This is a genomic window from Varibaculum cambriense DSM 15806, assembly GCF_000420065.1.
GTDB lineage: Bacteria > Actinomycetota > Actinomycetes > Actinomycetales > Actinomycetaceae > Varibaculum > Varibaculum cambriense.
Genome location: NZ_ATUF01000002.1, coordinates 53,627 through 76,832, shown reverse-complemented (window position 1 = coordinate 76,832; position 23,206 = coordinate 53,627). Strand labels below are relative to the sequence as shown.

18 protein-coding genes and 4 tRNA genes are annotated in these 23,206 nt (G+C 52.7%); 11 read left to right on the top strand and 11 right to left on the bottom strand.

Annotation, left to right across the window (positions count from 1 at the left end; genetic code table 11):
* Positions 1 to 2 precede the first annotated feature (2 nt).
* Positions 3 to 3,137, top strand: a complete 3,135-nt coding sequence (locus F605_RS0100470) for a bifunctional [glutamine synthetase] adenylyltransferase/[glutamine synthetase]-adenylyl-L-tyrosine phosphorylase (protein WP_022863948.1) — start codon at positions 3 to 5, stop codon at positions 3,135 to 3,137.
* Positions 3,138 to 3,164: 27 nt separating this feature from the next.
* Positions 3,165 to 3,866 carry a histidine phosphatase family protein gene (locus F605_RS08985; RefSeq protein ID WP_022863947.1) on the top strand — a complete coding sequence of 234 codons (702 nt, stop codon included), beginning with the start codon at positions 3,165 to 3,167 and terminating at the stop codon, positions 3,864 to 3,866.
* 73 nt (positions 3,867 to 3,939) lie between these two features.
* Here the strand turns inward: F605_RS08985 and F605_RS0100460 are convergent, their stop codons facing one another.
* Complete coding sequence (locus tag F605_RS0100460) at positions 3,940 to 4,644, bottom strand: DUF4191 domain-containing protein (RefSeq protein ID WP_022863946.1); 705 nt, start codon at positions 4,642 to 4,644, stop codon at positions 3,940 to 3,942.
* 135 nt (positions 4,645 to 4,779) lie between these two features.
* Between F605_RS0100460 and F605_RS0100455 the strand changes: the two genes are divergently transcribed.
* Entirely contained in the window at positions 4,780 to 5,673 is an 894-nt protein-coding gene (locus tag F605_RS0100455; RefSeq protein ID WP_022863945.1) for a hypothetical protein, read from the top strand.
* Between the two features lie 128 nt (positions 5,674 to 5,801).
* Here F605_RS0100455 and F605_RS08980 read toward each other — a convergent pair whose 3' ends face one another.
* Both F605_RS08980 and F605_RS0100445 read right to left on the bottom strand, forming a co-directional pair.
* Positions 5,802 to 8,132 (bottom strand): BCCT family transporter, encoded by a 2,331-nt coding sequence (locus F605_RS08980; protein ID WP_022863944.1) that lies wholly within the window; start codon positions 8,130 to 8,132, stop codon positions 5,802 to 5,804.
* A gap of 67 nt (positions 8,133 to 8,199) precedes the next feature.
* A complete protein-coding gene (locus F605_RS0100445) occupies positions 8,200 to 9,114 on the bottom strand; it encodes an SPFH domain-containing protein (protein ID WP_022863943.1) in 915 nt (304 codons plus the stop codon).
* 229 nt (positions 9,115 to 9,343) lie between these two features.
* On the opposite strand from F605_RS0100445, the gene F605_RS0100440 reads away from it, so the two are divergent.
* From F605_RS0100440 to F605_RS0100425, 4 genes are all read left to right on the top strand, one after another.
* Positions 9,344 to 9,416: transfer RNA gene (locus tag F605_RS0100440), tRNA-Gly, on the top strand.
* A 41-nt stretch (positions 9,417 to 9,457) separates the two neighbouring features.
* Positions 9,458 to 9,528, top strand: a tRNA-Cys gene (locus F605_RS0100435).
* Between the two features lies 1 nt (position 9,529).
* Positions 9,530 to 9,606, top strand: a tRNA-Val gene (locus F605_RS0100430).
* A 226-nt stretch (positions 9,607 to 9,832) separates the two neighbouring features.
* Positions 9,833 to 11,746, top strand: coding sequence for a prealbumin-like fold domain-containing protein (locus tag F605_RS0100425; RefSeq protein ID WP_162138263.1), 1,914 nt, complete (start codon positions 9,833 to 9,835; stop codon positions 11,744 to 11,746).
* Positions 11,747 to 11,887: 141 nt separating this feature from the next.
* Here F605_RS0100425 and F605_RS0100420 read toward each other — a convergent pair whose 3' ends face one another.
* The 7 genes from F605_RS0100420 to F605_RS0100390 all read right to left on the bottom strand — a co-directional run bounded on the left by F605_RS0100420 (position 11,888) and on the right by F605_RS0100390 (position 18,981).
* Complete coding sequence (locus F605_RS0100420; RefSeq protein WP_022863941.1) at positions 11,888 to 12,856, bottom strand: hypothetical protein; 969 nt, start codon at positions 12,854 to 12,856, stop codon at positions 11,888 to 11,890.
* Position 12,857: 1 nt separating this feature from the next.
* Entirely contained in the window at positions 12,858 to 13,601 is a 744-nt protein-coding gene (locus F605_RS0100415; protein ID WP_022863940.1) for a TorD/DmsD family molecular chaperone, read from the bottom strand.
* A 10-nt stretch (positions 13,602 to 13,611) separates the two neighbouring features.
* A complete protein-coding gene (locus F605_RS0100410) occupies positions 13,612 to 14,619 on the bottom strand; it encodes a dimethyl sulfoxide reductase anchor subunit family protein (RefSeq protein ID WP_022863939.1) in 1,008 nt (335 codons plus the stop codon).
* Between the two features lie 40 nt (positions 14,620 to 14,659).
* Complete coding sequence (locus tag F605_RS0100405; RefSeq protein WP_022863938.1) at positions 14,660 to 15,346, bottom strand: DMSO/selenate family reductase complex B subunit; 687 nt, start codon at positions 15,344 to 15,346, stop codon at positions 14,660 to 14,662.
* Between the two features lie 172 nt (positions 15,347 to 15,518).
* Positions 15,519 to 15,878, bottom strand: coding sequence for a twin-arginine translocase TatA/TatE family subunit (locus F605_RS0100400; protein ID WP_022863937.1), 360 nt, complete (start codon positions 15,876 to 15,878; stop codon positions 15,519 to 15,521).
* Between the two features lie 36 nt (positions 15,879 to 15,914).
* The gene (locus tag F605_RS0100395) at positions 15,915 to 18,485 is read right to left on the bottom strand and encodes a DMSO/selenate family reductase complex A subunit (protein WP_022863936.1); all 2,571 of its coding nucleotides are present in this window, start codon (positions 18,483 to 18,485) and stop codon (positions 15,915 to 15,917) included.
* Between the two features lie 408 nt (positions 18,486 to 18,893).
* Positions 18,894 to 18,981: transfer RNA gene (locus F605_RS0100390), tRNA-Leu, on the bottom strand.
* A gap of 160 nt (positions 18,982 to 19,141) precedes the next feature.
* On the opposite strand from F605_RS0100390, the gene F605_RS0100385 reads away from it, so the two are divergent.
* From F605_RS0100385 to F605_RS08975, 4 genes are all read left to right on the top strand, one after another.
* The gene (locus tag F605_RS0100385; protein ID WP_022863935.1) at positions 19,142 to 19,849 is read left to right on the top strand and encodes an HAD family hydrolase; all 708 of its coding nucleotides are present in this window, start codon (positions 19,142 to 19,144) and stop codon (positions 19,847 to 19,849) included.
* Between the two features lie 15 nt (positions 19,850 to 19,864).
* Positions 19,865 to 20,374, top strand: coding sequence for a pyrophosphohydrolase domain-containing protein (locus tag F605_RS0100380; protein ID WP_022863934.1), 510 nt, complete (start codon positions 19,865 to 19,867; stop codon positions 20,372 to 20,374).
* A gap of 180 nt (positions 20,375 to 20,554) precedes the next feature.
* Positions 20,555 to 21,649 carry an FAD-dependent oxidoreductase gene (locus tag F605_RS0100375; RefSeq protein WP_022863933.1) on the top strand — a complete coding sequence of 365 codons (1,095 nt, stop codon included), beginning with the start codon at positions 20,555 to 20,557 and terminating at the stop codon, positions 21,647 to 21,649.
* A gap of 38 nt (positions 21,650 to 21,687) precedes the next feature.
* Positions 21,688 to 22,101, top strand: a complete 414-nt coding sequence (locus tag F605_RS08975; RefSeq protein ID WP_022863932.1) for a hypothetical protein — start codon at positions 21,688 to 21,690, stop codon at positions 22,099 to 22,101.
* A 16-nt stretch (positions 22,102 to 22,117) separates the two neighbouring features.
* Here F605_RS08975 and F605_RS0100365 read toward each other — a convergent pair whose 3' ends face one another.
* Complete coding sequence (locus tag F605_RS0100365) at positions 22,118 to 23,053, bottom strand: aldo/keto reductase (RefSeq protein WP_022863931.1); 936 nt, start codon at positions 23,051 to 23,053, stop codon at positions 22,118 to 22,120.
* Between the last annotated feature and the right edge of the window lie 153 nt (positions 23,054 to 23,206).

The window sequence follows — 23,206 nt, the reverse complement described above, 5'->3', positions numbered from 1 at the left end:
CTATGGCTAGACCAGTTACTCTCGCTTCGCGCCTGCGCTCTAGTGGGGTTACCGAAGTTGCGCGCGCCGAAAGCTGGGTAAATAGCCCGGTCTTTGCCCCGCTAGTAGAAAATGAAGATTTTTGGCGGGAACTATCGGCTTCTGCCCACCCCGATCAAGTGTTACTGTGTTTAACCAACCTTTTAGAAGCAGGGCAAAATACCGGGAAATATTTGGCGGAAAATCCTCGTCAGCGAGCCCTAGTGATAGCTATTTGCGGAGTTTCTCGTTTTGCCGGTGATTACCTGGTCTCTCACCCCCAGATCCTCTCCAATCTGCAGGCCGGAGAGCAAGATGCCTACTGGGATGGCAGCCGCTACCTAGTTACGCAAGAGCTCGACCTAGTGAACCGTTACCGCCAGCGAGTACGCCAGGAAATATTACAGACTCTGGGTGCCCAACAAATCCGGGCAGACACCTGGGTAGCGGCTCAGCGCGACCTCAATGACCTGCGCCGCGCCTACCGCTCCCAGCTACTGCAAATAGTTGCCGAGGACGCCTCCCACCCCGATCCCTTAGCTTTCTTTTCCGTGGTAGCCGGCAAACTCAGCGCCCTCACCGATGCCACTTTAGAAGGCGCCCTCGCCTTGGCACGCGCAAAATATGATCCGGCAGGCGAGGTAGATTTTGCGGTGATTGCCCTGGGGAAAACGGGAGCCGAAGAACTTAACTATCACAGTGACATTGACCTGATCTACGTGGCCGAGCCCGCCGAAAATAGCACTCTTAGCGAGGACGAGGCTCTGGAAGTGGCTTCCCGCTTAGCAATCGGGATATCGGCGGCCTGCTGTGGGCCGGGAATCGAGATGCCGCTGTGGCCTATCGATCTAGCGCTGCGCCCGGAGGGACAAGATGGAGCCACCTGTCGCACCGTAGCTGCGCATGCCAAGTACTACCAAAAATGGGCGAAAACCTGGGAGTTTCAGGCGCTGTTAAAAGCTCGTCCCACAGCCGGGTCTCCCCGGGTGGCAGATGCCTATATGCAGGCAGTATGGCCGCTAGTGTGGACAGCAGTCGAGCGGGAAGGCTTCTTCAATGACACTCGAGCAATGCGGATTCGGGTAGAAGAATCTATCCCTAGCCCTACAGCTGGTCGGGAACTAAAACTGGGGCCCGGGGGACTGCGCGATATAGAGTTCTCGGTGCAACTGCTACAAATGGTGCATGGACGTACCGATGAAAGCTTACGAGTGCGTCCCACGCTGCAAGCGCTAGACGCGCTTGCTCAGGGTGGCTATATCGGCCGGGACTCTGCTCGGCAACTGGCAGATGCCTACCGGTTCTTGCGGGTTGTCGAACACCGGATGCAAATGCAGCGGATGTCACGTACCCATCTGTTCCCGCAGAACCGCGAGGATGAGCGCCGAGTGGGCAGGTCTTTGCGTCAAGAACGCTTTGGGAAGAGCGGGGAACTCACCAGCTATTGGGAAAAGCTAAAACTCCAAATCCGCGCCCTGCAACAAGATATTTTCTATCGTCCCTTGCTGCCGGCCACTGCGGGGCTATCTAAAGCCGAGGCCGCCCTCAACCCACAGGCGGCAGCCGATCGCCTCCGGTTGGCCGGATACCGGGATACGCGCGGAGCCCTGGGACATATTGCGGCTTTGACCTCCGGGGTTTCTCGACGTAGCCAAATTCAGAGTCATATTCTGCCGGTATTGCTGGGCTGGTTGGCGGAAGGACCTTCCCCCGATGCTGGCTTGCTGCGTTTTCGTCGTCTCTCGGAGTCGATCGGGAAATCCCATTGGTATATGGGACTGTTGCGGGATTCCTCCCGGGTGGCTCATCGTCTGTGTAGCATTTTGTCGCTCAGCCCCTATATAGCTCAGCGTCTGGAACATGTACCCGAAGCGGTACAGTGGTTAGATGACGATGAAAAGCTAGCTACCCGCAGTTATGCTCAGTTATATGCCGAGATGGAGGCCTTATCGCGACGTCACCAGGACAGTTCAGCTGCGATAGATTTGATTCGCCAAACCCGGGGTCGAGAACTGCTGCGTTGTGCTTTGCGAGACGTGGTTAACCATTTAGATCCCATCTCTACCCAGGCAGCCATTACCGTTATTAATGATGCGACCATTGCTGCTGCCAGCCAAGTAATCCTGCGCGAGCTATCGGCTAAAGAGAAAAATATTCCCCGGATTGCCCTAGTGGCGATGGGGCGCGGGGGAGGACGGGAATCTGCCTATGCCTCCGATGCCGACCTGTTAGTAGTGCATTCGGCCTTAATAGATCCGCATTGGAGCGAGCCCGGGGTGGTAGCCAGTATACCGGCGCCCCACCTGGGGGATACTTCTACACATGCTACTTTGTTAGCGAACGCTAAACTACCTGCCCCGGAGGCTTCCCGGATTGCGGTCCTCTTTGCGATGCGACTGCAAGAAGAAATGAATCGGCCCGCAGCCGCCCCCAGTTTGAAAATAGACTACGGGCTGCGTCCCGAGGGGGAGGACGGGGTGCTGTCCCGCTCCTTAACAGCTCTGCGTGACTACTATGAACGTTGGGCCGAGCCTTGGGAGATACAGGCGTTGCTGCGGGCGCGCGCCTTTGGTGGTGACCAGGCGCTAATAGCGCGTTTCACTGAAACTATTGATCCGATTCGTTATGAACGCCCGCTTGACGAGGGTGCTACCCGGCAAATACGCCTGCTGAAAGCCCGGATGGAAAATGAGCGAATTCCCGGAGGACAGGACGCGTCGCTGCACGTAAAACTGGGGCCAGGAGGACTTAGTGATGTGGAGTGGGTTTCCCAATTGCTGCAGCTGCAGGGAGCAATTTCCTGTCCCCAGCTGCGGGTAACGGGGACTTTGGAAGCCTTAAAGGTGGCAGCCGAGCAAAGAATGCTATCGGATGCCGACCTAACAGCCTTAACCGAGGCCTGGAAGTTGGCGTGCCGAATCCGCTGTGGAAATGTCTTGGTCACGAATCGAATGAGCGGCAATAAATTGGATTACCTGCCTACTGCTACCGCTCCTGCCTATGCCCTGGCACGGCTGCTGGGGTATGCTCCCGGCAAAGAGAATGATTTACGGGAAGACTATTTACGCCTGGCTCGCCGCGCTCGGGCAGTGATGGAGAGAGTCTTTTACAATTCTTAAAAATGGAATGGGAAGAAAGGGGAAAAGATGAAACTGGTATTGATGCGGCACGGGCAAACTAGCGCTAATATTACTGGAGCCCTGGATACCGCGGAGCCGGGTTCTCCGCTCAATGCCGAGGGGGAGCGGCAGGTAGAAGCGGCGGTACAAACTTGGCAGGAGCTGTCCCTGCCGGCTCCACAGCTGATTGTGACCTCGAATTTGATCCGCACCCACCAGACTGCCCAACCTTTAGAAGAACGATTCGGCCTCACCCGGATACAAAATGGGGATGCCAATGAAATACAGGCGGGAAAGTTAGAAATGGCCAGTGACCTGGTCTCGGTAGAGCAATATGTGCGCACTATCGGATCCTGGATGCAGGGAGATACCCAGCTGAAGATGGAGGGCGGGGAGAGCGGAGCGGAAACCTTGGCGCGTTTTAACCGCGTGGTGAGGGCGGCCTGCGATCAGGTGGGGCCCGATGGCTGCGCGGTGATTGTGGCTCATGGCGCGATTATCCGCTATTGGTCTTATATGAATAGTCCCGAGATTACTTTTGCGCTGGCAGCGACGAAACCGGTTACCAATGCTTCGCTATCGGTTTTCGAGGGCGAGCCCGGGAAATTTTCTGCTCGCATCTGGTCCTCGCGTCCGGTAGAGGATTGGGAAGTCGACGAGAGTGTAACTGAACTACGCCCCTCGAAAGCACTACTAGATAAAGTGCTCGGCACTCCTAAAAAAGCATAGAAAGCCCCCGATAAATTGCTGAACTAGCTTTACCAGCGTTCGGCGAGAACCGCTATCCCAGGTTTTGCGGCACTTACTTTCCGCGCAGCATCCGACGGTTAATTTTTGCCTTGTTGGGATCGACTCCCCCCGGCAGACGATAGGTTTTATTTTGTAAAGATTGCAGGCGCTGTCCCACAATCGGAACCTCGTCCTTACTGATCTCTTTCTTTAAGCGGTTAATAGTTTTAAGGAGTTTGGAGATCGGAACCTGGTTTTTCTCTTGTCCTACCTGAATCTTATGGATAGGTACCGAGGGGGCCACCCGATGACATTTGCGTTCTTGCTCATTTAGCAATTCACCAGCCCGTGAGGAGGGGCCTTCGGAGATGAGGACGATTCCCGGCCGACCCACCAGACGGTACACCAGGTCTTGTTTGCGGTTAAACGCTACTGGTTCTTCTTCTACGATCCAGCCACGTTTAATGGAACGCAAGATTGCGTACACATTGCCTTTAACCCCCTCTAGCTGCTTATACATAGCTTTATTAGCCAGACGAGTAAGCAGGGTAGTAGCTAGCAGCATTCCTACCGAGGACGCAATTATGATGTAGAAGATGGTGCGTCCTACGCTAATCGAGGCGAGTAGACAGAGTATTAGCACTATCAGGGGAACTGCCAAGACGATAGCGAGCATCGCCCAACCGATCCACGAATAGGTACGTTTGGTTACGCGGTAGACATCCGCGAAGTTGTTCCACCAGTGCTTCTTTTTCTGCGGGTTATTTTGTATAGCCATGATGATCTAAGCCTATCGAAAAAATGCGCAAATCGTATATTACGCGGTTATCCCCAAGGTAAAGCGGAGAAAAATGGCGCTGGCAGCTGTGGATAAAGGAGTGACAAAGAAACGGGAAAACACTTTAGTGGATACATGGAAACGAAACATGCCCTAAAAATTCCGGCTGGCTCCCGGCGAAGCCAGCAAAAAAATATTGTGGACGCCGCCGGTAGCAACTGGATAGCACTGGCGGTAGACGCGCAGCAAACAGCGTTATTAAAGCTGATAGTACCGCAGGGAAAAATTACTTTTCCCTGCCCTCACTTGATAGCAGATGAACAGGGGAAAAACTGGCTCCTGCGTCCCGACAACCCGCAAAGTAGTTTAGGGGGTAAAAAATATCTTTGCCCCGGAAAACTAGTGAGCGGCAGGGGAGATGATGTACTCTCTCCGCCGGGTAAGCTGATAAAAAATACCGGACTTAGGGTCGCGAATCCTCCCCGAAAACAAGGCGTGAAAAATGCCAACAGTCCGGGGAAGATCGGGGTTTCCGCGCTGAAGGCGGGGAAAATGTTAGCGCCGCAGCTAGATATGACTGCGGTGCGCATCCCCGGGGCCAACTCCCAGCTCAAAAGACCATTGCTTAAGCCGGCAGCTAATCCTCCAACAGCTGACCTAACCGGGATGACTGATTCACACCGGAAAGCTCCGTTTGCAGAAATTCGGGCGGCAGCTCCGCCCTCAGTGTTTGCGCCAAAGTTAGAGTCGGGGAAAGCAGTCTCTTCCTCTCGGCCGGAGTGCTCGGCTCCCGCGCCCCCAGCTGACTCCCCCTCTGCTAGCGAAACCTATCTAGTTAAGCCCGTTTGGGCCCGGTTGAAAGCAAGGGCGAGCAATAGGGCAGAGGCTAGCGAGCAGCACGATCTAGAAGATATTGAGATTCTCACCGAGCCTGCCCCAGCCTGGAAACTGTGGTTGCGTCGTATGCTCCCCGCAGCTTCCGTCGCCTTACTCGCGCTAGGTTCTTGGCAACTAGCGGTTGGCTATTAACCCCGGCATGCGGAACACTTATTTTAGATCGTGACGCTGGTAGCTCCCTCCCGTGATAAGGATGGCACTACCAGCGTCGCTGACAAGCAATACGCCGGGGTCATTCCGTGCAGGTTTTAAGATTTTCGCTACTTATTACCATCGGGAGCCGCCTCGGTAGTGGCGCTCTCCTGGGCAGGGGCAGCGTCCGCGGTCTCGGTTTCCTGATCGGGAGAGGTATCTTCCACACTGTCCAAAGGAACTGGGTTCCCCTCATCATCCTTATAGGTTTCTTCCTTCTCGTCCCAATAAACGGGGTTGCCCTGCTTATCTAGATATGTCTGGGAGGAATAGTCATAGTCGATGGGATTACCTTCGGTGTCGGTGCGCCGATACCATTCAGTCAGTTCGGGGGAAGTGGAATCAAAATCTGCGCCCGCACCCTCTCCTTCTTTCGTGGGAACCACTACGATCTTGAAATCGTCACCGTAGCTCTTTAGCCCGCCCACTACTGCTTTAGATAGAGCAGAACGTTCAAAATTGCGTCTAATGGTGAAAGGATCTCGTGACAGATCTCGTAAGAGGGCGATGATCATAGTCGCCACAATAATCGCGAACGGCAAGGAGGTTACGATAATCAAGTTTTGCATTCCTTGCAGGGCATCTTGGCCGCCAACTAGCATCCCGACTACCGCGATACCGGACAGGCATAGCCCCCAGAAAACCGTGATTTTACGATCTGGAACCGGTTTACCCTGCTGAGAAAGTGAACCCATTACCACCGAAGCAGAATCGGCAGAGGTAACAAAGAAAATAGCTAAGCAGAACATCGCGATTAACGAAGTTATCTTAGTGAGTGGCAAATTCCCGAGGAGGGCAAATAACATCACTTCTGCCCCGTCTTCTAGTGGCATTTCTGTTCCCTGAATCTGCATATACATGGTGGTTCCCCCGTAAATACAGAAGGAAATCAAACATACCAGGGTGGGGGCAATTAATACTCCGGTTACAAACTGGCGCAAAGTCCGGCCACGGGAGATTCGCGCAATGAACAGCCCCACGAAAGGCGACCAAGAAATCCACCATGCCCAGTAGAACACCGTCCAGGTAGAAACGAACTGACCGGCCTCCGGCCCATAAGAGGGAGAAGTGGAGAGTAATCCAAATAAATCGGATAGATAGTTCATCAAAGTGGAAGGCACCAGGTTTAAGATGAACACGGTCGGGCCAGCGAAGAAGATAAACGCCATGAGGCAAAAGGCTAGCCCCATGTTGATATTGGAAAGCAGTCGAATTCCGCGCGAGATTCCCGATACCGCCGATGCGATGAAGGCCGCAGTTAGCACGGAAATAATTGCGAACAGACCGGCATTACCGATTCTTCCGATTCCGGTTACTAACTCGGTGCCGCGGGCAATCTGCAATGCTCCCATCCCTAAGGAAGCGCAGGTGCCAAACAGGGTGGTGGTAATCGCCAACATATCGATTACTTTTCCAATTCCACCTTCAGCAAATTTGTGTCCCAGGAGAGGCACAAAAATAGAAGAAATCAAAGGAACCCGTCCCCGTCGGTAGGTTCCGTAGGCGATTGCGCAACCTACCAGGGCATAGATAGCCCAAGCGTTTAGTCCCCAATGCAGCATGGTTTGCGACATGGCGTCATTTAACGCCTGATAGCTACCTGGTTTAGCGCTGGAATGAGGGGCGGGGTTCGTAAAATAAATCATCGGCTCATAGGGACCGAAGAACAGCAGCCCGATCCCCATGCCGGCGCTAAACATCATGGCAATCCAAGAGCCATAGGAATATTCAGGTTCTTCGTTATCACGTCCCAAAGGGATGTTGCCATAGCGCGAAAGCCCTATGAACAGCATAAATAATAAAATTATGGCGGCTAGGATAGAGAATAACCAGCCGGTATTATCTACCACCCACTGCAAAACCACTTCAGATACGCTGCGGAGGGAATCGGTAGAAATAAGCCCCCACAGAATAAACCCCAGCACTAAGGTGCCGGTGCACAAAAACACCACTTTGTCGGTGCGGTATTTGATGATCTGCTCATCAATTGCGATCCCGCGAACTAGTCCCGGGTGCATACCGTGAGGATAGGGAACCTTGTGCCATAGATTTTGGGTCTGCTCCCGGGCGATCTGGGTTCCGCGTTTCCAAGCACTGGGGTGCGATTCACTGGGAGTTTGTGCGGGAGCAACGTTTGCCGGCTCCGCTGGGGTAGTAGTAGCTACTTTCTTTGAAACCGGGTGATGACCAAGGGTGTTGCGTAAACGCTCGGTTCTGGATGCCAATCGGCGAACGCGTTCACGGTCGGATTGTTCTAACTGGGAAATCCGGCGATCATATTTTTCCAGTAACTGGCGCAGTTCTTCACCCCGGCCGGGATGTTTTCCCTGCGGATGTCGCAGGCGATGCGGTTGTTTTTCCTGGGGCTGTCTTACGTTATCTTGATTATTCTTCGTCATACTTAGCTATATTCGTTATCTGGATTTAAATCGCTGCTGTTGCTACCGCATCATGCGGTTAATTTGCTTATTTAGTGTGCTGGCCGGCAGCTTTTAAGCCCGCCACCAAAGATGTACGGATCTCCTCCATCGTGTTGGTGACCCCGGTGGGATTAGCAGGTAACATCAGGGTCTGCGTGTTTGAATATTTTGCCACCTCGGCCAGGGTATCAAAATACTGGGTCATCAAGAGAATCTGTTGTGCCTGGTCACCAATACCGGCATCCCGCAAAGATTCGTATTGCTCTACTAGCCCTTGCACAATGGCCCGCCTTTGTAGAGCAATGCCTTCACCCTGAAGACGTTTGGATTCAGCGTCCGCTTCCGCCTGTTTAACTAGTTTAATCTTATCGGCTTCTGCTAGCTGGATAGCCGCTTCCCGTTCACGCTGAGCAGCGTTAATAGAGTTCATCGATTCTCGGACCCGCTTGTCTGGGTTAATATCGGTTACCAGCGAGTTCACGATCCGGAAACCGTAGCGCGCCATCTGCTCTCCCAAAGAAATCTCAATCTCTTGGGCAATAGTGTCTTTTGAAGAGAAAGCTTCATCCAGGTTCAACTGGGATAAGGAAGAGCGGACTCGGTCGAACACATAGGAAGTGATCTGCTGGGCGGGGTTAGACAGGGAATAGAAAGAGGCTGCCGAATCCTGCACCTGGAATTGCACCGAAACTGGAATGGCCACGAACACATTGTCTTTAGTTTTGGTTTCTACTACCAGATCCAGCTGTTGAATCCGCCGCTCCACGATTTTCGCAATCCGGTCAATAACTGGAATCTTAATGTTAAGACCGGGGGTACATACGCGGCGATACTTGCCGAAGCGTTCGATGATCGCTTCGGTCTGCTGCTTTACGATAAAAATAGCGGAGAACAAGAAATAGCCGATCAGTACTAGCAAAAGTAAAAGTGTCAGCATGCTGCTACCTAAAATCCCGGTCATTGTTAACTCCTCCTAGAGATAATCCTGATTTAGTAGGTATTTAGAGAATATCAACCCTGTTTGCAGTGCGCGCTTTGAACAACTTGCTAAGAGACTATCCCGTGCAGGTACTCCCGGTAGCTAGTAGGGTCCGCAGCCTAAAATACGAGGTCTAGGCAGTTGTGAGCAGCCCCACTTACAGCCAGTTTGGTAAAACCTAGGTCTTTATAGATATACTTTCATACGCAACGCGGATGTAGCTCAGTTGGTAGAGCATCACCTTGCCAAGGTGAGGGTCGCGAGTTCGAGTCTCGTCATCCGCTCGATTTGAAGGGCGTCGCCAAGCGCGGCGCTCTTTGATTATGGTGGGTTGGTCGAGTGGTTAGGCAGCGGCCTGCAAAGCCGTGTACACGGGTTCGAATCCCGTACCCACCTCGGGCGATTGGCGCAGCTGGTTAGCGCGTTTCCTTGACACGGAAGAGGTCGCTGGTTCGAGTCCAGTATCGCCCACCATTAGAGTGGCTCAGTAAGAGTCGCTGTTTCGTTAGTTTGTTTTACTTCTTCCTATTACAGGAATATAATCCTACTGTACTGATTTGTACTGGGACATCTCTCTGTTCCCTATCCGATGGATCTGTGTCCATAGAACCTTGCCCTAAACAGTTTGAAGGTGAAATTCGTGACTAGTTGGAGATCTGCAAGTCTGAAACAAGGGCTCGCGCTCGGGTTTAGCATGTTGTTGTCTATTGTCCTTGTGGTCTTTATAACGATCCCCCCCTCCTCTCCAGCGCGGGCAGCTGAAAGACCATTTCCCGACTATGACCTGAGCTATGAGTGGATCCACGGGCAGGTTGACAAAAACTGGAAGCCGGGCGACCCGGGAGATGGCTGCCTAAAGTCCGCCGCGAAGGAAGTCACGCCACTTTCTCACTTTGCTTTTAGCGCGAAGATTAATCCTTGTGATGGTGTGCGTACCACCATGAAGTTCAAGTACAACACCGTTGATCCTGAAATGGCTCCGACGCTGAATTTTCGCCTCGGCGTGACGTGGCAGTACACCAAAAGAAGTGATGACAAGCCGTACACTTGGAAGCCGGTTGAGAACTTTACGATGGATGGCAAACCGGTACCCGCCGAAAAGTATGACCCGTCCAGTCAAGATAGCGTAGTTGTGAAGAATAGCGACGGGTCATGGAGACACCTGGGTAACAATAACCCGCGCGATTTCTTCGAACCAGTACACATCGTGTTCGACGACGAGTTTCATAACGATGAGGAACACACGTTCCAGTGGGATGCTTACCTGCCCGCCGATGGAGATCAAGCGGGGATGTCAATTGGTACCGGTTCAACCGGTGACACTCAAGGGGGTTCGATTGGTACCAAGGCAAACGGTTTGTACGTGAGCATTCCCGCCTCTGCCGACTATCGCTACGTTCTCGATTCAGAGTACCGGGCAGCACAGAAGGTCGAGGACAAGGTAAAGATTCCGAATCGGCCCCTGGCATTTTGGGGCGGCAAGCTTGAAGGCTCTACTTACACCACTATCGCATGTCTGGAAAAGCAACTATTGGCGCCGGTTATGGCGCAGCAGAGCATCACCGACATCTACCCCGAGCTCGCCCAGGTCGTGAAGAATCCAGGGGAGGTTAAGTTCCAAGATGGCTCTGGGAATTTTGCACTAGCACGTTACCCGTACGAGTTTTACGTAGGGCAGCCAGGAAACTGGACGTCACTTTCCGGTTTGAGAATGATGAATTGGGATGACAAGTCAAAAAAGTTCCTACCCTACGGGGATAAGAATCTTCCTTACAAACCTACTTTCGAATCGGTAGAGAAGGAGATTCCTGGCTATACGAAGGTTGATAACGATCTACCTGTACTCAAAGACGGGCGCATGGGTATGCCTGGTTATGTTAAATCAAAGGCTCCGAACTTCAAGCTGTCCTATCACAAGACCCCGGGCGTAGATACGCAGCACATGTATTTCACCTACAAGAAGAATCCCGGCACGTTTAAGCTCTCTAAGCAGGCCGAGGACGGCACGGCGCTGGCGGGGGCAAAGTTTGAGCTATATCAGCTTGTCAACGAGGAGCCAACCCCATGTGGTGTTGAACCAGATCTGACCAATACGGAAGAAATCAAGGTTTGCCCAGTGCGCACCCCATCCTCACAGGATCAACTACGGGACATGCTTAACGCCGCACCAACCAATTGTGAGACCAAGCGGGTTCGTAAGGTTGTGCTAGAAGGTTTCAACGCAGATGGTTCGTTCGCTACTGGTACCGACGGCACGTTCGCCCCAGCGGGTAAGCCCGCCCTGGAGCCAGGCGATTACCTTCTTCGCGAAGTTAGTGCCCCTAAGGACTATAAGATCTTGAACGAATATATCCCGTTCGAGGTTCCCATTCAGGCGAAGGAGGACGCGGAAGGCAAGATGGCGTCTGCCCAAGTTCCTGCAAATGTTGACGTCAGGAACTACAAGACTCCGCCTCCTCCAACTACGGTGCCCCCCACACAGCCGCCAACTCCGCCAACTCCGCCAACTCCGCCTATTTCAAAGACCGGCGTAGCGCCTCTGTGGATAGCTGCAGTGATTCTATTAGCAGCAGGAGCAGTCCTCATCGTCGTTCGGAAGAAGAACGTGCAGTAACGGCAAGTGTGTGCCGTTACTAGCTGCGCAAATTAATCGGGTGCCTGACAAATGACAGGCACCCGATTTCGTTGCTAAATCTATCCAAAAAATAAGGGTTAATTCCTAAAATAATCCACATCCCCATTGGAGTATTAACCCCTAAACCTCACGCAACTTGGATTGGAGCTCCGGAGGTAGATTTTTTAGGACTTCTTGCGGCATTGCCGCAGAAAACGGGTGTTCTTCCTGGTAGCGGCAGAGCTTACACAGCTGGCCTTCACTAGCCGGATGCGGGTTGCGGCAGCGTTTGCATTCCTTAGTTTCCTGGGTGCTCTGTCGGGTTTTGAGGGCGGTGAAAATCTCCAGGGAACGCTGGCTGGCTATCTCCGAGTCAGAATGTTCGGGGCAGTACCGGACTGCCATCCGGCAAGTAGGGCAGAGTTGATGCCAATTGCCGCCGGCTGCCGATAGATCGAAACCTATGTTGTCGGGGCACAGACGAATCTGAGAGCGGCAAGCGTTGCAGCGCAGCACGTGGATGGCATCCACGCGGTCTAACCAGGGTAGGAGCGCTTCGCTGTCAGTAGTTTCCGCCGGGGATTCCGGTGATAGGGAAGGGGTGTTATTATCCGCGGCCGCAACCGTACAGGTAACTACTCTATTTTCGATGCGTTGCCCCTGAGCTAGCAGATGGTAGGCCTGGAAGGTGCGAACCGCGTGAGAGACACCGAGATCCAAAGGAGAACCATTTGAGACCGGCAGCAAGAGGCGGCGGGGTAAGGGAACCGAATCTAAGTTAACTTCCCGGGGATGGCGGGCAGCTTTTTTGGGCGGGTGATAGCCAGCTATTAAGGTACCGAGGCGGGTCCTGGCCGCTGCCAACTTTATATCTAGGCTGCCAGCGCACTGGGTGCACCCTAAAATCTGCAGGCTTTGGATATCACTAGCTAGCAGTTGCGCCGCCAAATCAGCGTTGAAACTTTCACCTAAACATCCCTGCCAGGTAAGGAGGGCGTCCTTCTTACTAACTTTGACGTCCGGGAGAGACTCACACCTGATAACTAGGGTGTTTATGGGGTCTTGCGCGCTAACCCAACGGAGCAAGGCCGAAAAGTTACGAGGAAGCAAACTAACTTTCCTCAACTTGCGGACGACGAGTTAGGGGTACGGAAACGGGGCCAGAAAAATCCTCTTTCTGGGCAGGACGCAGTTTAGGGGCGATCTGCAGCTCATACCCGGCAGTAAGGAGCTCCTGTTTCCATTGCGAAAGCGTCTGTCCGGTAAGAATCAGGATGGTGCGGAGCCATTGGGTTTTTGCTAGTTTTTCACCCTCGAGGCAGAAGTCAGGTGCCCAAGTCAGCAGGTGTTCTCCACTAAATTCACACAGCACTCCCAGAGTTTGGCGCCCTCGTTCCTGATTCCCCTCCGCAAAATCATCAGCGGCTTTTAATAGGCATTTGCTTACAAAATCCATCTCCAGCCCGATATGGTCATCAGGTTCTTGTCCTAGATGGGGAGCCTGAAAACCCATGGCACCATAGTAACGGCGAACCTCCACGGTTTCTTGGTCAAATACCAAAGCATCATCACAGCGATGTACCGATTCAAAGGGAGGTAGCTGGGCGCTACCGGTAATTCCATACAGACTATTCTGATCTGACCAAAGCGTATAAATATCCTCTTCACTAAGGTCGCAGGGTAGCTCGGTACCTAGGTCTGCCAGAGCTTGAGAGCCCTTCGGGGTCAGCGGCAGGGGCCACTGGTCGGTCATGGATAGAAAATCTTTGACCACGTCCTCATCGGGAGGGTTTAGGTGTAGGGCACCCAGGACACAAAAAGCAGCTGCGTAAGAATCTAGTACCTTTGGCTCCATAGCTTTAATGCTATCCCAATAAGGTATTGATGCCCGCGCGAACCAATCCTTCGTAGTGGAGACCCCGCCCTATCATCTCGGTCACAAAGGCCAGGAGGAAGGTTACCCACAGAGTGATCACCAAGGAACGCTTGGGGTAAGCAGCATCCGAAATATAGCTGCGCAGTACCAGAGCTACCAGCACAATCGTGATCACCAGTAGCAACAACCGGATCAAAAGATACCCATGCGCAGTCATGTTTTGTGCCACTTGCCGTTCTATCGGGCTACCTAGACCCAATTGGGCCATAAAGAACGCGTAGGACATCAAGATAATTAGGCCAGCAGAGGCGGCAATCCCGGTGGTAATCCGTATAGACCGCTTGGTTAGGTCGATTAAACCCTCTGGTAGTTTTCCGGGAGGGAAGAGGCCGCGACGCAAAGCAGCTTTTAAGCCTTTGCTATCTGTATCCGAGCTTTTATCACTGGATCCGCGTTGTTTCATCCGCCAGGTGGTTAGCAGAGCTATCGCCACTGCTAGAGAGCCCGTGAAGAAAGCGGAACAGAAGAAGCTGACCCAAACAAACCAGGTGTTCCAGGCCGGAACGGTTCCGGTAAAGTAGTAAACCCCGCACATCGATATCACTAGACACAGCCCCGCTAGTGCAGTAAGTGCTGCGAAAATGTCCCTTGTGGTGCGGCTGAAACGGTTAAACCATTGGGTTAGCGCGAAAATCAGTCCGAACAGGGCATAGAGCACCCCGGAGATTAGTTCGCGTGAAAGCCAGGATGATCCCAGATGCAGCAGGGTGAACGGTGCGTGGAAGGGATCGTTTAGATGGAAAAACGCGGCAAAGAATCCCAGAATTAGCAGCGGCCCGGCTGCATACAACCCCGCGTTGGTCAGGCTGTCGATGGCAGACTGTTTAACGCCTGCCCGCCGACCAATCAGCTGGATGATTCCTAGAATCCAAAATGCCCCTACTGACATTTGAGCGACAGTAGTAAAGATAATCATGGGCAGTTCGCCGATATGCATGATGCTCCTTAACCTAGCGGGTGAATAAGATGTTCAGTGTTTAAATCTCTTTGGGACTTTGGATGATTCCGCTGCCTTTATCCCAGTCTTGGGCATCACGGTGCGGTTTGATTACCAGGTGCGGCTGGGTAATGGAAGGATCCGGGAGCGGGGCAATTCCGGCCTCTTCCCCGAATTCCTTACGCAGTTCCTCGATGGGGCCCCAACCAAGCGCGCGAGTAGGACAAGCATCAACACATGCCGGATTCTGTCCTTGGCTGCGATAGTCATAGCACAAATCGCATTTAGACATGTGACCACTGCGGGCGTCCAGTTGCGGAGCTCCGTAGGGACAAGCCCACTGACAGTAGCGGCATCCCACGCATTTAGATTGGTCTACATAGACAGTGCCATCTTCGCGCTGCGTCATTGCAGTAGTCGGGCATACCTGCACGCAAATCGGGTTCTCACAGTGGTTACACGCTACAGAAGTGTAGTAACTAAAAACATTGTGACGGAAAGTTCCATCGGTTTCGTTTACTTTCCAAGAGCCACCGGTATATTCGATTACCCGTCTCCAGGTCATGCCTACCGGCAAATCATGCTTATCTTTACAAGCGATTTGGCAGGCCTTACAACCGTTACAAAGGTTCTGATTAAAAACAAACCCATACTTGGCACCTTTTTTCGTTAAAGGTTCCGTTAAAGTGTTGTTCCTGCTGGGAGTAGGAATCGCATCGTCGGCCATCGCGTCCTCCTTGCAAAGACTGTGGTAAATACGTGGGGCAGGCTTATCTGCTGCCTATTTAATGCTATGTTGATTTTATTTTTTTATGGATTGTATGAATAGGTCTAATAATTTTCTATAAACATCTATTTCTATTTAGGCTGCGAATAAAAAATATTTTTCCTAATTAATTTTAGTTATTTACTTTTGTGTATTCCGCATCTAAGGAGCCGGCATTTTTTAACACCTCCCCGGATTGGGTAGCTGACTGTGCCCAGGCTTCTATTTCTTCTTGAATGGTCTCGCGGATCATCTGCTTGGGGCTATAGCTGGAAAGGTTCAGATTCCGTAAAACTTTTAGGTTTTCTAGGTCTTCAGGAGTAAGCCCCGCAAAATCCCCGGAAGTTTCTTGTCGCAGCTTTGCTGACCAACCTCGGAAACTGGTAAGGACTTTGCGAAGCGCAGTTAACCCCTGCGCCACGTTCTTCGGACCCAAAACCAGGGCAGCAATCACCGCCAGCACTAAGAATTCGCTGCCACTGATTCCGAACATTGGGTCTTACCTCTTACCTATAAATATTCCCGATAACTATGCCTTAACTACCTGAGCCAAAATGGTATGAACCCCCATACCTTTAGCGATCGGAGTCGGATGCAGAGAGGTCAAAGTGTTTACTGAACCTGCCACGTCCACCGGTTTCTTGGGATTGGCTCCCGCGGGGGGAGTAACCTCCGATGCCGGCTTGGGATCGTACCAGGCGCCCTGGGGCACGGAAATGGTCCCCGGAACAATCCTGGTAGTTACTTTGGCGGGCAGGCGCAAAGTACCACGTTCGTTGTAGATGAACACTAAATCATCGTTCTTAATCCCGCGTTCCTCGGCATCTTTCGGATTCATCCACACAGTTTGGATATGGGCTTCCTTGAGCCAATCCACGTTGCCGTAACTGGAGTGGGTACGGGCCTTGAAGTGATGCCCGATTACCTGCAGCGGATACTTCTTGTTCTTGGCGGCGTCCTCGGCTCCCTCCCAAGTTGCTAGGTGGGCGGGAATGGGGCAGAGTTCGTCACCAGCTAGGCGCGGACGGAAATCTCCGAAGGTCCACTTCTTTGCCATATTTTCCAGGCGTTGGGAGTAAATCTCGATCTTGCCGCTGGGAGTACTAAGCGGATTCGCTGCCGGGTCTTTCCGGAAATCTTCCAGGGGAATATCGGATCCAGCGTTGCGGCGTACGATCCCCACTTTCTTCCACTCTTCGTAGGTGGGCAGGGTGGGGTCTTCCTCGCGACCAGTTTCGACGATCTCTTTAAGCCACTGTTCGCGAGTTTTGCCCCCGGTGAACTTGTCTTTAACTCCCAGGCGATCAGCCAGTTCGGTGCAAATATCAAAAATAGATTTGCACTCGTAAAGCGGTTTGATAGCTTGCTGGGAAACAATTCCATAAGCCATCGGGGTAGCGCTCTCGCCGTGATGGTAGTCAGATTCTTCCGAAGTGGAAGTGCCCGGCAGTAGATAATCAGAGTAGCGCGCGCTGACCGTATGCATAATGTCGCAGGTGACAATCAGTTCGCATTTGGTATCATCCTGCAGGATTTCTACCGACTTATTGTTGTCGCCGGTTTGGTTCACGGTCGAGTTTGAGCCGTAGGCAAAGACCGCTTTGATAGGCACCTCCAACTTGGTGTTGGTGGGATTGCCGTTGTCATCTACCGGCACTTTCAGGGCGCGCACGCCCGGTTCCGGTTTGACTCCCACCCCGGCGTTGAAAGTATCCATCTTGGGGCCGTGATCAATAGCATCTAGCCAGCTGAATACGGAGATAATTTTTTCGGAAGGATTCGCGACCTCGGTATTAAAAGTCTGGGTGATCGGCAGGGATTTTCCGCCCTCTCGCCCGCCGGTGCCGCCGCCCTTAATTCCAACATTCCCGGTTACGCAGGCCAGCAGGAAAACCGCGCGGGCGATACCTTCCCCGTTCGCGTGACGCTGTGGTCCCCATCCTTGGTTAATAGTGCAGGGCTTGGCGGTAGCGATCTCGCGGGCAAGACGCCGAATATCCGCGGCCGGCACCCCGGTAATCCGAGCGGCCCATTCTGGGGTTTTAACCGTTTTATCTTTGCCTTTGCCCTGTAGATAGGACAGGTAGGAAGCGTCCTTAGGTGCGCCCTCGGGCATATGTGCCTCATCGAACCCTACACAGTATTTATCTAAGAAAGCTTGATCGTGGAGATTTTCTTCTACCATTACGTAAATCATGCCCGCGATGAGGGCGGCATCGGTGCCGGGGCGCAGCGCCACCCACTCGTCCCCGAGCGCTACTGAGGTTTCGGAATAGCGCGGATCGATCACGATGGTTTTAACGCCAGATTTACGTTTAGTGGCTTGAGTTACGAAAGTTTGTCCCCCGCCTGACATCCGGGTCTCTAAGGGGTTATTGCCAAACATTACCTGCAACTTGGAGTTTGCAGCGTCGTCAAAGCTATTGCCGGCTACCCATTCGCCATAAAAGTAGGGGTAAGCCTGGGTGATATTAGTCGTGGAATAGTCAGAGTAGTGATCGAGGTAGCCCCCGTACAGGGATAGCATTCGCGCCATCGGGCTGGCTTCGGGCGGCCAAGAACAAGCCATAGTGGAACCGAGAACCCCGGTGCCATATTGAATATAGAAGCACTCATTTCCGTATTTGGCTTTGAGTGCCTTCATCTTTTCGGCGATCTCATCAAGGGCTTGCTTCCAGGAGATTTCCACCCACTGTCCATCGCCGCGCTTGGTGCCTGGCTTGCGCTTCATGGGTTTCTTTAACCGATCAGGATTGTAAATCCGGTGCCTAATAGCGCGACCACGCGGACAGGCTCGCACCTGCTGGCTGCCAAGCTCATCGTTACCGGTGTTATCGGGTAGTACCCGTACTACGCGGCCATCTTTTACCTGCAGGCGCACCGGGCAACGCGAACCGCAGTTCACAGTGCAAGCTGACCAGACGGTCTTATCTACGTCCGTGCGTCCGGTGCCGTTAGCCACCAGCTTTCCGTTCTTATCGGGGGAATAGGGCGAGGGGGTAGAACAGGCTACCAATCCGGTAGTACTGCCAGCGATTGCTGACCACTTTAAGAAGGTACGTCGAGAAGGACGGATATTCGCCGGTTGCTTCGCTGCCATCATTTTCTCCTTGCCGCATAACCATTCCACCTAGACTGGTGAACTCGCACTCATTGTAAGTCCGGAAAGTTGAAAAAATTGGGAATCTGTATTTGCAAAATATTTATCCTAATGTTCGACGATAAACGGCAGGAAGTTCCGCATGTTAGGAGCTAAAGGCCTTCCGGGGACGTAAGTCCTAGAGGGAAATTTTCGGGATATACGCAAGGGGTGGCTTCCTTTATTGCTAAAGGTATATGCGGGGGCGTTCAACTGGGTAGCTGTTTTAGGGTTCTGGGAAATTCTTCAGGAGGGTGCCTGCGGGCAGAGTAGGCTGCTGGTGAAAAGTATATTGATACCGCAGGAAACCGGGTAGGAAATAGAAAAGGAACACGTAATAGCCAGAAAAGCTAAAGACAAAACGGACGGTGCGCGGGAAGGGACTTGAACCCTCACGGCCGTTAAGTTGGCCACTAGCACCTCAAGCTAGCGCGTCTACCGATTCCGCCACCCGCGCTCGAGGACAACAGAGAGATTAGCACATCTTGGTGCTGGTAGAAAAAGTGAAGAGAAAACCGGCGGCAAAACTGCCTCGATTTACCAGGAAAGAAAGTTGCCTACAATAAGGACAGGGTGTGGTGCCCTAAAGAAATGAAAAGCTAGAGAGCGGAAACGGAATGTTTGTGGGGCAGCGTTATTTTGACACCGTGATTTTCGACATGGATGGCACCTTGACCGATTCGGTTCCCTTAATTACCGAGGCGGTTGCGGAAGTTATTTCCCACTATCACTTGCCCGAACAAACTCCCCAGCAGCTTAAACGTTTCGTAGGGCCACCGCTGCGCATCGGGTTTAAACAGTATTTAGATTTACCTGAAGAGCTATTAGATGAGGCAGTGGAAGTTTACCGCCGCTATTATCGTCCCCGGATGACCCAGGTGCCGCTATTTGCGGGGGTGGAGGATCTACTGCGACGCTTACGCAGCGAAGGTTTGAAAACTGCCGTCGCCTCTTCCAAATTGGAAGATTTGGTGCGCGATATCGCTGAGGCCACCGGGTTAAGCCCCTATCTGGATTGGGTGGCAGGAACCCAAGAAAAAGCGGGAACTAGTGCCGAGAATCCCGCTGATGTGGCTAATCCTCAGCTGAGGCGGGGGAAAGAGGGAGTTATTCGCTACGCCCTCCAACAGTTATCTCCCTCTGGTGCGCTGAGGCGGGCTGTCATGGTGGGTGATCGCGTGGACGATTACCAGGCGGCTTGTAACATCGGTATAGACGTCATCGGGGTTTCTTGGGGAGCGGGCAGCCGGGAGGAATTCCCTGGCGCTCCCTGGGTAACTTCAATGTTGCAACTGCAGAGCGCGTTACTTGCAACTTCTAAGTAGGAAAGGAAAAATTTAATGAACGAGGTCGAGGAAGCCCAACAAAAAAATAACCTGAAATCCGAACATCAGATTCCGGATCCGCACCGTCCCGAAGATTTAGTGCGTCAGTTTCATCAGGTCTACGGGCTGCCGATTAAACACGATCAGCCAGAGGTAGATCGAGAACGGATACATATGCGGATGCGCCTAATCTACGAGGAAGTTAGCGAGCTTACCGGTGCAGTTTATGGAGATGAGGCGCGCCGCCTCTTGGAAAAAACTATTTCTTCTTTACCCGACGACGGTACCCGCGACACCGTAGAAACTGCTGACGCGCTCGCGGATTTGATTTACGTGATTTATGGAATGGCGTTGGAATGCGGGATATCTTTGCCGGCAGTACTGCGAGAAGTGCAGGCCTCAAACCTCTCTAAACTGGATGGCGAGGGTAAACCGATTTACCGCGAAGATGGGAAAGTTCTTAAAGGAGAAAATTTTTTTCCTCCCAATATTAAAAGGGCGCTAAAAACCCGTATTCCCGAGTAGGATAGTTACTAAAGAGTTATTCTTTTTGATACCGTAAGATACACTAGAACTGAAGAAATGAACGTTAGGTTGGTAGGTCTTCATCTCGTCGCTCTAGCGGGTGACCGATGGCAGCTGCCGGTCTGATTTAGCTCGCGTCTGTTTTGGGTACCAACCAGAACGGATAAAAGGGGAGGTAGCGTGGCTAAAGTAGTTGTCATTGGCGGCGGTTACGGTGGCATAACCGTGGCAGGTGGCCTGGATGACGTGGCTGATGTCACGCTGGTCGAACAAAAAGACCAGTTCGTACATCACGCGGCAGCGCTGAGGGCGGCAGTAGATTCCGTGTGGGGACATACCGTGTTTATGCCCTACAGTCGGCTGTTAGATCGTGGCAAAGTCGTCCATGGAACTTGTATGCGGGTAGATGGTCGCACCGTTTATGTTGCCGGCCACGATCCCATCGAGGCAGATTTCCTCGTGTTAGCAACGGGAACCACCTACCCATTCCCCGCAAAACACATGGTTTCTCAAGCCTCGGTAGCAAAAGCCCGTTTAGATCAAACTCGCGACAACTTGGCACGCGCAAAACGAGTAATGCTGGTTGGCGCCGGCACCGTCGGCGTAGAATTCGCCGGTGAGTTAACCTCCACTTACCCGGATATGAAAATCATCATGGTGGACAAGGAGCCCTATATCCTGGGAACTCCTGGTTACCTGGATTCTTTGCGGGAAACTATTACCGCTCAGTTAGAAGATCGCGGCATCGACCTAGTACTCGGCTCGCCCTTAGCCTATATGCCACCTACGGATGTGGGGATGCTCTCCACCTTCCAGGTAGAGACCCTGGCGGGGGTGCCCGTGGAAGCTGATATGTGGTTCCTGTGCTACGGGGCTCAAACCTCTTCCGGTTACCTGCACGGGTCGTATTCCCAGGTCATGCATGCCAATGGCACAGTTATGGTTGATGAGCACCTGCGCGTTAAAGACATGGAAAATGTTTACGCCGTGGGCGACATTACCGATGTGCCGGAATCAAAGCGCGCAGATGCTGCTCGCGCTCACGCCCGGGTGGTGATCGCGAATATTCGTGATCAGCTTTCCGGTCGGCCTCCTTCGACAACCTATGCTCCGGGTAAGGAATGGGTTATTTTGCCGTTAGGCCCTGATGGTGGTGCCTCACAGCTAGTAGACCCGGATGGTACGACGCGGATCGTCGGATCGGAAGAAACCGCGGAAATCAAGGGTACCGATTTGATGGTGACCATGATTCGCGGACAGCTTCACCTACCCTAAGCATCCAGGTTGATTCGGAGCCCAGGGGGTAGTGTATCGTGGCTGACCGTTTACAAATAACGTTCGATAACTTTGTGGGTGCGCTGCAGGCACATTTAGAGGCGGCGCGTGGTGCGGAAGATCCAGATTGTGATCCGCAGGTAGCCCGCGCCGGAGAAAAACTAGAAGCCGCGTTTTCCGCCTACGACGAAGCCCTCTATTCCCAATTAGGCTGCGACCTGCCGCTAGATATTTTCGAGGATGAAGATATCGATTCGGAAAGTCTTTTCGACCATGTAGATCAGGTACTCCAAGCAGACGGATCGGGGTATCAGGACGAGGATGAAGACTACGATTTCGACGATGACGACGAAGACGAAGAAAATGGTGACGATCTCCTAGACGAACCAGAAGAAATCCTCGACGAAGAATACGACTTTGACGAGGACGATGAGGACGACGAAGACGATTAAGTCTTCCCCGGTTTCCTTACTCGCTCGCCTCATTCAAAGCTACTCGTATCTGGTGGGGCACATGCGCATCTGCTGCTTTTAATATCGCGGCAAATTGCCCAGCGCTGCGCGCCCCCGTTAAAGCACTGGTGACCCCAGGAGCATCCTTCACCCAAGCTAATGCCAGTTTTAAGGGCTCCCACTCTAAGCCTTCAGCTCCCGCTAACACGGCCTCGATAATCGGCTGATATTCGGCAGACAGGTAAGGGGACACAAAACCCTGTAAATGTGGGGAAGCTGCCCGCGAATCTGGCGGAATACTAGTTTGATATTTTCCGGTTAAAACCCCGCGCCCCAGGGGAGACCAGGCGATAAAGCTGGAGTCGAAATGCTCGGCTGCTCCCAGTACCTCGTCTTCCACCTGACGGTTGACTAACGAATATTCCCCTTGGACCGCGGCAACTTCATAGCGATCCTGCCCCAGTAATACCGCGAGTTCTGCCATTGCCCAAGCCGGGTAATTCGATACCCCCACGTAGCGGGCGCGCCCGGAACGCAGTGCCATCTCTAAAGCGGTTAAAGTCTCTTCTACCCGTACAAATGGGTCGTAGTGGTGGACAAACCATACATCAATATAGGCGGTTCCCAGCCGCTCCAGAGTCTGGTCCAGACCGCGTAATAGATTCGCCCGGGACGCATCAACCGAAGGAGGATCGCCTGCTCTTACTCCTGCTTTTGAACAGATCACCAGGTCATCGCGGGAAAACTCCTCGTCCAAAAGGGTGCCGATGAGTTTTTCAGATTCGCCTTCCCCATAGGTAGCGGCAGTGTCAAGCAGATTACCCCCGGCGTCTAGGAACATCCGCAACTGTTCGCTGGCCTGTTCTAGGTCGGTATCCCGCCCCCAGGTGAGAGTCCCTAGCCCCAAGCTGGAAACCATAAGGCCGGTGCGTCCTAATCTTCTTTTCTCCATACTCCCAGGTTAAAGGGGAAGGAGGTGAGAAGTTTTCAGGCACGGCGCAAGAGCAGAAAAAAGCTAGGCCAGATTGAGTGTTCACAGGGAAGGTCTATTTAGAATTTCGGGTCGATAGCCGAAGAAAATGCATTACAGGTGGGAGGCCGGCAG

Bases quoted from the DNA above. Each gene is read 5' to 3' on its own strand.
- F605_RS0100400 (WP_022863937.1), bottom strand. From the start codon at position 15,878: ATGTTCGGAATCAGTGGCAGCGAATTCTTAGTGCTGGCGGTGATTGCT.
- F605_RS0100410 (WP_022863939.1), bottom strand. From the start codon at position 14,619: ATGCATATCGGCGAACTGCCCATGATTATCTTTACTACTGTCGCTCAA.
- F605_RS0100445 (WP_022863943.1), bottom strand. From the start codon at position 9,114: ATGACCGGGATTTTAGGTAGCAGCATGCTGACACTTTTACTTTTGCTA.
- F605_RS0100365 (WP_022863931.1), bottom strand. From the start codon at position 23,053: ATGGAGAAAAGAAGATTAGGACGCACCGGCCTTATGGTTTCCAGCTTG.
- F605_RS0100455 (WP_022863945.1), top strand. From the start codon at position 4,780: ATGGAAACGAAACATGCCCTAAAAATTCCGGCTGGCTCCCGGCGAAGC.
- F605_RS0100470 (WP_022863948.1), top strand. From the start codon at position 3: ATGGCTAGACCAGTTACTCTCGCTTCGCGCCTGCGCTCTAGTGGGGTT.
- F605_RS0100460 (WP_022863946.1), bottom strand. From the start codon at position 4,644: ATGGCTATACAAAATAACCCGCAGAAAAAGAAGCACTGGTGGAACAAC.
- F605_RS0100415 (WP_022863940.1), bottom strand. From the start codon at position 13,601: ATGGAGCCAAAGGTACTAGATTCTTACGCAGCTGCTTTTTGTGTCCTG.
- F605_RS0100380 (WP_022863934.1), top strand. From the start codon at position 19,865: ATGAACGAGGTCGAGGAAGCCCAACAAAAAAATAACCTGAAATCCGAA.
- F605_RS08980 (WP_022863944.1), bottom strand. From the start codon at position 8,132: ATGACGAAGAATAATCAAGATAACGTAAGACAGCCCCAGGAAAAACAA.
- F605_RS0100405 (WP_022863938.1), bottom strand. From the start codon at position 15,346: ATGGCCGACGATGCGATTCCTACTCCCAGCAGGAACAACACTTTAACG.
- F605_RS0100385 (WP_022863935.1), top strand. From the start codon at position 19,142: ATGTTTGTGGGGCAGCGTTATTTTGACACCGTGATTTTCGACATGGAT.
- F605_RS08985 (WP_022863947.1), top strand. From the start codon at position 3,165: ATGAAACTGGTATTGATGCGGCACGGGCAAACTAGCGCTAATATTACT.
- F605_RS0100395 (WP_022863936.1), bottom strand. From the start codon at position 18,485: ATGGCAGCGAAGCAACCGGCGAATATCCGTCCTTCTCGACGTACCTTC.